This is a genomic window from Candidatus Cloacimonadota bacterium (assembly GCA_020532355.1).
In the GTDB taxonomy this organism is placed as follows: domain Bacteria; phylum Cloacimonadota; class Cloacimonadia; order Cloacimonadales; family Cloacimonadaceae; genus UBA5456.
On sequence record JAJBBD010000147.1, the window covers coordinates 1 to 8,769 of the forward strand.

Annotated in this window: 5 protein-coding genes; 4 read left to right on the forward strand and 1 reads right to left on the reverse strand. The window is 42.0% G+C overall.

Features of this window, described 5'->3' with window-relative positions; all coding sequences use genetic code 11:
* A partial coding sequence (locus LHW48_05425; protein MCB5259904.1) for an FAD binding domain-containing protein occupies positions 1-944 on the forward strand: 944 nt, incomplete at its 5' end.
* Complete coding sequence (locus LHW48_05430) at positions 937-3,204, forward strand: molybdopterin-dependent oxidoreductase (GenBank protein MCB5259905.1); 2,268 nt, start codon at positions 937-939, stop codon at positions 3,202-3,204. The genes LHW48_05425 and LHW48_05430, both read left to right, overlap by 8 nt.
* Positions 3,205-3,215: 11 nt before the next feature.
* Here LHW48_05430 and LHW48_05435 read toward each other — a convergent pair whose 3' ends face one another.
* On the reverse strand, positions 3,216-5,855 hold the full coding sequence (locus tag LHW48_05435; GenBank protein MCB5259906.1) for a PocR ligand-binding domain-containing protein: 2,640 nt from the start codon (positions 5,853-5,855) through the stop codon (positions 3,216-3,218).
* A gap of 212 nt (positions 5,856-6,067) precedes the next feature.
* Between LHW48_05435 and LHW48_05440 the strand changes: the two genes are divergently transcribed.
* Both LHW48_05440 and LHW48_05445 read left to right on the forward strand, forming a co-directional pair.
* Positions 6,068-7,198 carry a glycosyltransferase gene (locus tag LHW48_05440; GenBank protein ID MCB5259907.1) on the forward strand — a complete coding sequence of 377 codons (1,131 nt, stop codon included), beginning with the start codon at positions 6,068-6,070 and terminating at the stop codon, positions 7,196-7,198.
* Positions 7,195-8,487: a glycosyltransferase gene (locus LHW48_05445; protein ID MCB5259908.1), complete on the forward strand. Its 1,293-nt coding sequence runs from the start codon at positions 7,195-7,197 to the stop codon at positions 8,485-8,487. Before LHW48_05440 ends, LHW48_05445 begins: the two co-directional genes overlap by 4 nt.
* Positions 8,488-8,769 lie beyond the last annotated feature (282 nt).

Below are 8,769 nucleotides of genomic sequence, written 5' to 3' on the forward strand. Positions count from 1 at the left end.
AATACGATCCAAACTCAATTGTGCCTTCATGGTGTAGGGCGATAGAAGCGGAGCTTTTTTGCTTTACAGAAGAGCCAAAATTCTACAAACAACATTCCGATTCTCAATATCAAGTGGTAAACTACCAAATTCCCCGAAGCTCTGATGAGCTGTTACAAATGCTGAACGATAACCCAAATGCAGTAATAATTGCCGGAGGAACCGACATAATGGTGCAAGCCAACATCTCTGGCAGGCATTTTGAAACTCTAATTGATATTACTGCAATTAAAGAATTGAAAAACATCAATCTTAAAGCTGATGGCCTGCATTTTGGCGCATGCGTAACCTATAGTAATGTAATGGATTCCGGCATCGTGAAGAGTGATCTTCCGGAATTGGTGAATTTGTGCAGATTAATTGCATCCAAGCAGATTCGTAATTTTGGCACGATTGTAGGTAATATCGCCAATGCTTCTCCAATTGGGGATAGCCTACCATTGCTTTTGGTTTACCAGGCTCGTCTCAAGCTTTGCTCATTGAATTCCGAACGAGAAATAGCACTTAAAAACTTTTTTATCAGTTACCGCAAAACCGCCTTGCAACCGGGTGAATATATTAAAGAACTGATAATACCTATACCACCAAGAGATTCTTTTATCCGTGCCATTAAAACCGCTAAACGCAAATCAGTGGATATTTCTTCAGTTGCTTCTGCCATCCGAATTGATACTCAGGCACAATCTCCCAAGCTTATGGCCTGGGGTGGTGTGGCAGCAACCCCAATTATTAGCAAGGAATTTAATCGCCTGTGCACAAATCCAGATAGGATCGATTGGCAGGCGCTGGCAAATGCCATTGCCGCAGAGTTTGAACCACTAAGCGATGTGCGTGGAAGTGCAAAATATCGTAAACAAATGATTATCAACCACGTTCTTCAATATCGGGAGGCGTATCATGGCTAAACTACCCTGGCATATAAGCGGAAAGTTGCATGTAAGCGGTCGCTCTCGTTTTATTGGTGATGAAGCTCCTCTTCAGGGCATGTTGTATGCAAAATTCCTATTCTCACCTATAGCTCATGCACGCATCAAGATGCTGGATTTTTCGGTCGCAAAAGCGGTGCCCGGAGTTCATGCCGTTATTGGAGCTCAGAACATCCCTGGCGAAAACATGATCGGGCATGTAATCAAAGATGAGCCTCTTTTCCCCGAAACCGAAATTATGTATTACTTTCAGCCTTTGGCTATGGTTTTGGCAGAAGATGAAAGCATCGCCGAAGCTGCGGTAAGCAAAATCAAGCTTGAATATGAGAAACTAAAACCAGTTTTAGAAATTGAAGAAGCAGATAAGCAAAAAGCTTGGTACATTCCCGAACGGAAAATTGAATGCGGAGATGTACATAAGGCATTGCAACACAGTGAGCATGTTCTCACGGGTAGTAGCTTTAGCGGAGGCCAAGAACACTTCTATATGGAGAGTCAGCGTGTACGCGCCATCCCCGAAGACCACGATCTTATCCATTTACTTTGTGCAACTCAAAGCACTATGGAGGTGCAGGAGGTTACAGCACATGTTTTAGGTATTCCCGCACATCGCATAGCCGTAGAAGTGCCGCGCTTGGGCGGAGCCTTCGGTGGCAAAGAACGTTCCGCAACAATTTGGGGAGCAATGGCTGCCTTGGGTGCATATCTTACCCAAAGACCGGTACAAGTGCTTCTGAGTAGGCACGAAGACATGCGCGCCACAGGTAAACGACACCCCTTCCTAAGCAATTGGAAAGTTGGCTTCGATAAGAATGGCAGAATTAATGCCTGGGATGTTGAGCTGTTGTGCAATGGCGGAGCATATGCAGACCTTTCGGTGGCGATTTTGGAACGAGCTATGTTCCATGCCGATAATATCTACTATATACCTGATGTTCGCATCAGGGGACGTGCCTGCATCACAAATCTACCGCCTAATACGGCCTTTAGAGGCTTTGGCGGTCCGCAAGGAATCTATGTAATAGAATCTGTAATCGAAAAAATAGCTGCCTTCCTCAAGAAGGACCCATTAGAAATACGCATGTTGAATGCCTATAAAAATGGGGATCTCGCACCTTATGGCCAAAAAATACAAGAAGCTACAGCCAACAAGATGCTTAGCTTGGTCGCAAACAATGCCAATTATACAAAAATGCGGGCAGAAATAGATTCTTTCAATGCCAAAAACCAAACGCACAAACAAGGTATAGGAATAATGCCGGTTAAATTTGGTATTTCGTTTACCACTGCGTTTCTTAACCAAGGCTCTGCCTTGATCTGGATATATATAGATGGTAGTGTGTCTGTCTCTACGGGAGGCGTAGAAATGGGTCAGGAGCTAAATTCAAAAATAGCTGCAGTGGTTGCTAAAGTGCTAGGCTTACCATTCCATCGCATCCGTGTAGAATCCTCTCATACTCAGCGAACCGGAAATGCTTCACCTACTGCCGCCTCAACCGGTAGTGACATCAACGGCAACGCTGCTCGAATAGCGGCAGAAAAACTTCGGCATAACCTCGAAACAGTGGCAAAATTGATGATTAAAGAACAAAAAGGATATGAGCCTTCGCAGATTACATTTGCCGATGGATACGTATTTAGTGAAGATATGCAAGAATGTAAGATCGTTTTCTCCGATCTTATTGTGCGCGCTTATCAGGAAAGAGTTGCCCTAGGAGCTTATGGTTATTATGCAACTCCCGATTTGTATTTTGATCGCGAAATAGGGCAGGGTCACCCCTTCCACTACTATGTATATGGTGCCACAATTGCCAGAGTTATGGTAAATACGCTTTCTGGAGAACATAGGCTATTAAGCACACATATTGTCCATGAAAATGGTAATAGTCTTCATCTAGAGATAGATAAGGGACAGGTAATGGGTGCTTTTATTCAGGGGATGGGATGGTGTACAATGGAAGAGTTGGTAATAGATTCTCAAGGTAGGTATCTAAGCGCAAATCCCAGTACATACAAGATTCCCGGTATCCGCGATTTACCGGAAATGCTGGATTTGAGATTGATCGCCAGCGAATCTAAGGAAGCCAGTGTATTTGGCTCTAAAGCAGTGGGAGAGCCTCCATTCATCTATGGAATGGCAGTCTACTTTGCCTTACAAGATGCTATACGAAGCGTTAAAACTAAAGTTGAATTACGCTTTCCCGCCACTCCCGAAGCCATAACTGAAGCCCTCTGTTAGAGTTTTCCAATTCATATTAAAGACCTCAGGCAATTTAGTATTTGTTCTTTGCTAACCGGTTTGGGTAATACTGCATCAAAACCACTGCGCAAGATAGAAGGATCATCGGCATCTTGGATAACCCCCGAAAGTGCGACAATTTTAATATCGGGACGTTGCTTTTTTATCTGAGTGGTTGCCGCAAAACCATCTAAAACAGGCATACTCAGATCCATCAGTATGATGCTGCCAGCGGGCAGTGAGTTTAAGCTATCCACGGCTTCTTCTCCATCATGCGCACTGTGGAGTACTGCCCCACTTTGTTCAAGATAATGGCGGAACAACATTACAATACTTACATCGTCATCTACAATCATTATTTGTTTGTGGTTAAACTCTCCACTAAGTTTACTGTTTCTGCCCTCAAGCGGCTGGTTTTGAGCAAACACGGGCACTTCGAAAAAGAAGTCACTTCCAAAGCCTTTAGTAGATTCCCAATATATTCTACCCCCCAAAACATCGGCAAGTTTGTTGCTGATGGCAAGTCCAATTCCCATACCGTCATACTTGCGTGTATTCGCATCTTCGCCTTGAGTAAACAGACCAAATACACCTTTTTCTGATTCCTTGCTTATGCCAATACCTGTATCCTTTATCCAGTATCGTAACATCTGAGTGGAAATCGCTTCACAGCCGAATGTTATGGACCCGGATTCAGTAAATTTTACGGCATTTTTGAATAAATTGTGCAAGATGATGTTGATCTTGCTCTCGTCGGCAAAAATATGTAAATGAGTTAAGTTTGGCTCTATATCAAAAATAAGGTTGATGTTATGCTGCTTTCCAGAGTCGCGTAACAATCTACGCAATTGCTGTTGATTTGATTCTAGGTGGTCTTTTAACGTAAACAATTTGGCCTGCGCATTTATCTCATTCTCTTCACCCAAGGCTAATTCAAAAATACTCTTTATTATACCCAGAAGTTTGTGCCCGCTTTCTTGAATTTTAGCAACATACTCATCTCTTTCTTCTTCGTCAGCATTGCCTTGTATAAGTTGCGCAAAACCCATTATATGGTTCAGCGGAGTTCGTAATTCGTGATTTACTATTGCCAAAAAGGTCGATTTTAGTCGGTCACTTTCTTCTGCTTTAGATTTTGCATATACCAATTCAGTTTCAAAAGCCGATCGTTCAGATATATTAGATACCAAGTTTGCAGCCATCATTATAATCTTACGTTCACGCTCAGTCCACGAACGTTTGGATTTCTCAACCATGAACCCTAAAAAACCGTTAAACTTGTTTTGCACAAATACTGGGAACGCCAAAACAGACTGTACATTATTCCACTTAAACAAATCTATCTCTGGCTTAAACTCATCTGGCAATGCCTCAAGATCGTTGAAACACATCATCACTTGTGTGTTGAAATGTTCTAATATCTTCACGGTCAGCGAGCAAGGTATGCCCTGTAGATTCTCCTTTTCGGGAATAATTCCTTCCTTACACCATTCATGAGTATTATTTATCATCATGCCGTTATCACTAAGCTTAAAAATTGAGCATCTATCCAGATTTAACAATTCGCCAAACTCACTTAATGCAAGCTGCAAGATCTCATCGTAGCCTTTGCCCATTGCTTTTAGAACACGTTTGCTGATGGTTTGCATAATGGTATCTATCTTGCCTTGAAACTCCATTTGCCTAAGCCTGTTGATGCGATCGGATATATCGCTTGATGTGGCACATAGTGCTATGGGATTCCCGAAAGCATCATTGACCTTATTGGTTCTAACAAATGTGCTAATCTTCTCTCCCTGTTTGCTTCGATTTATAATAACACCTTCATAAGATCCTTTGTTAAGAGTTTGCGCCAATATCTCTTCTTGACTGGCTTCCGATTCTGGCTCAGAGCCAAATATACTTATGTGTTTCCCAACCAGTTCTTCTTTTTGAAAGCCGCTTGTTGTACATTGTGCTAAATTCACATAAGTTATAATCCCCTGCATATCTGTAATGGATACTCCATCACTTATCTGGTCTAGTGCCGTACTGTGCAAAGTTAGCATTTCAAGATACTTTTGCTTTTCGGTATAATGCTTTTCCATCATTATGCGATTATGGTTCATCGATGATATCATGTTTGCCATTTTGGTTAAGAAATTCATGATTTGTGCAACTTGCTCATGAGAATAGAATGGAACTTTTGCTAGTGCTTTCAGGTATTCTGTTACATCAAAGCCATATTTCTGGGCTTGTTTTTTAAATTGCTCTTCAGCAATCTCTTCACCTTCAAAGAAGAATTGCCCAAAAAATAGGGTCGCTCGATGTTGCCCGCCCACCCAAAGAGGAGTTGCTATAATCCAAAGATTATTTTTGCAGCGAACTAGTTTAAACTCTCCGGGCTTTGTATCTTGAACTAAGCTATTCTTTTTAAGTAAGCAGTTTTCTTTGCATGTTTGGTTCTTAAGATGAAAAACCTCACAAATGTCCTGCCATCCTGTTTTAAGTAGAATGTCGCCATGGGTATCGACAATAGCCAAAGAAAAGCCTGTTAGCTCGTAAAGATCATTCAACAAGCCCTGCAAAGCAACGCTATCGAGAAGTTCACGAACGTCGTTCTTTCCCTCCGTATTTCTCATAGAGAAATCCGTAGATTGCGCGGTAGACATAGTTTTTTCGGGTTTCTCCTTCCATGATACCTATTACAAGCTCAACCTCAGTATCACGTATTCTATAATATACTTTAACCAAATTAATAAACTAGTCAAGTAAAATCTTCTTTCCTGCCAGAGCATTAGCCCAATTGATACTGCCAAGGCGATGCACATTTAGCTTGACACAAAACATATTTAAGGCTTTATGGCAAGAATTGGTGATATATATGACTACTTGCATAATTTCAAACTCACATCCCACGAACGATGTTCGGCTTTTTTACAAGCTGGGGCAAAGCCTTAGCAAGCTTGGAGATGCGTATGTAATCTCCACAAACGGGATGGTAAAAAGCAGCAGTAGTCCCTATCAGGTAGTTGTAGATGCCCCTTCTCCGCTTAAAGCCTTGCCTTTGCTATATAAAGAAGCAATTAAATATCAGCCGGATTTGCTTATATGTGTAGAACCTCTTACCATAATTGTGGGTATATTCTTAAAGCGTAAGCTTGGTTGTCGAGTTGTATTTGATGCTCATGAGTTTTTTGCAGATGCTCATGCCGAGCGCTTCAAATTTCCCTTGCGCCCTTTAGTTAAAATGCTTTATTTAAGTATTCTTCGCTTCTTAGCCGCAAAAACAGATTCGGTTTGGGCAGTAAATCGTGAGATTCTCAACCAACTATTTCCCAGAAATGCGAATGCCGCAAATCTTTTAGTGCTACCCAATTACCCCATGGCAAATGTGTGGGATTATCAATGCGACGTTCCCGGCTCACTTAGTCAACTTTGCGAAATGCGGTTCGATCTCATCTATATCGGTGGCCTAACAAGAGATAGAGGCATCTTTAAGATACTTAAATGCGCAAGCTTGCTAAAGGCAGAATTTCCTCGTATTAAGATACTTATAATGGGAAAATTTCACGATCCCGGAATAGAAAGTCTTTTTAACGATAGTGTTAATACATACAATCTGAATGCCATAATTTACTATCAAGAATGGATTCCTGCCGAAAAGATTGGATTGTTGTTGAAACGATCCCGATTTGGGCTCTGGCTATTTAATCCTAAAGTTAAAAGAATGAGTTTGGCTACTCCTCTAAAAGTACTGGAGTACTTAGCTGCCGGCCTACCGGTAATAAGCATTAAAACGCCATTGATGAAGAGCCTGATAGAGCATAATAAACTTGGCGTTCTTTGCAGTTATCGTTCCCGTGATATAGCTGCATCAATTGCTCAAATGCTTAGAACCCCGTCGGAAGAGTATAAGGCTATGAGCAAACGTTGTATTGATATTTCGGAATCACGTTTTAACTGGGAATCTTTGGAGCCTGCCTTATTTGATTTACTCAGCAGAATAGAATGAATATTCTATATATAAGCTATTTCTTCCCACCCTTGGGAGGTCCCGCAGCCATACGCAATACCAAGACAGTTAAATACCTTAGCAAAGCGGGCGCCAAAGTCCACGTTATTACAGTAGAAGATATAGAGTATGCCTATCGAGATCCTAAGCTCGGTGAAGAAGTTCAAGCTTACGCTCTGCAGCGAGTGCCATCACTGGATCCAATGGCACTCTTAAGAAAGATTTTTGGCAACAAGCACTCAAAATCTCAATTTGTGTACAAACGCAGTCCCGAACGGCTTAAACTACTTATCCGCAGACTATATCCAATCGATGAAAAGATCGGTTGGTTGCCTGGATTACTCAAAGCCGGCAGGAACCTATTGGCAAATCAAACATTTGATTTTATTTTTGTTTCTTGCGGACCCTTTTCGTCTGCCGTGGCAGCATACAAACTAGCTGAGGAATTCAAGATCAAGCTGGTGGTGGACTACCGGGATTACTGGACACTGCTCTCAGATTATGACCTAATGGGCAATGCTTTAAAACGGTGGCATTCGCACCGCTGGGAAAGGCGCATCATAAAGCGGGCTGACTTACTGGTCTGCGCCACTAAAGGCATCCGTGACTCTTTGGCAGAATCCTTTGATCCCACAATCCTTAACCGCAGCTTAATCCTTTATAACGGACACGATGAAGAAGATTTTAAGAATATTACCCATAAACGTCCCTCCGGAGAATTCTTCAGCCTTGCCTATTTTGGAAACATCTATGCCCGCCGCAGCTTGAAATATTTGTATGCTGCCATCTTAGAACTGGAGCGGGAGCACCTAATCCCTCAAAAATTGCGAGTACTTCTCTATGGCAATTTCAACCGGGAAGTACATGATGAGGTTGCTCACAGCGGCATTGAAGAACGCATTATTATAATGCCTCAACTTACTCACCGCAAAGCCCTTAGCGCAATGCAAGAAGCAGATGCACTGGTTCTGGCGATAAATGGCAGTAGCCCCAAAGGTACATTAACCTCAAAGATTTTTGAGTATCTCAGATTGGGAAAATCTATTTTAGCTTTGGTTCCCCCCTCAGGAGAAGCTGCCGAATTGCTGAAAGAGTGCGGCATTTCTTCTGTATGCGCTATGGAATCTATCTCTCAGATAAAGAACTGCTTAAGCTGCTTATTTGACAATTTTGGTACAGAACCCGGAGTCTCACCTGCGCTTTACAAATACGAACGAAGCTCTCAAGTTTTGGCTTTATACCAAAAACTGACTCTTCTTGTAGAGAACAACTCTAACACAAAAGAATAGATAGGCCACAACTAAGTCCCTCCCCCTTGCTTTAGGCATGATTCAAGCATAGTTTAAGGAAAGATGATCCTATACCAATAAGATAATGTTAGCCTAAAAATTCTCTAATAACAGCTTGATGCAGTGGGAGAAGATCTTGTTACAACATGGATTATTTATACAACAAGAGAAAGTTGCAAATCCATATAGACCCCATCACAGATTCGTTTGTGCTGCACTGTCTGGGCTGCCAAGCTCCATTTCGCAGAGGCAGCGGAGCTTCCAGAGAGAAAAGACCTTCGG

What these genes read in the sequence shown, in the direction of transcription:
- LHW48_05430 (MCB5259905.1), top strand. Translation starts at nt 937, where the DNA reads ATGGCTAAACTACCCTGGCATATAAGCGGAAAGTTGCATGTAAGCGGT.
- LHW48_05435 (MCB5259906.1), bottom strand. Translation starts at nt 5,855, where the DNA reads ATGTCTACCGCGCAATCTACGGATTTCTCTATGAGAAATACGGAGGGA.
- LHW48_05440 (MCB5259907.1), top strand. Translation starts at nt 6,068, where the DNA reads ATGACTACTTGCATAATTTCAAACTCACATCCCACGAACGATGTTCGG.
- LHW48_05445 (MCB5259908.1), top strand. Translation starts at nt 7,195, where the DNA reads ATGAATATTCTATATATAAGCTATTTCTTCCCACCCTTGGGAGGTCCC.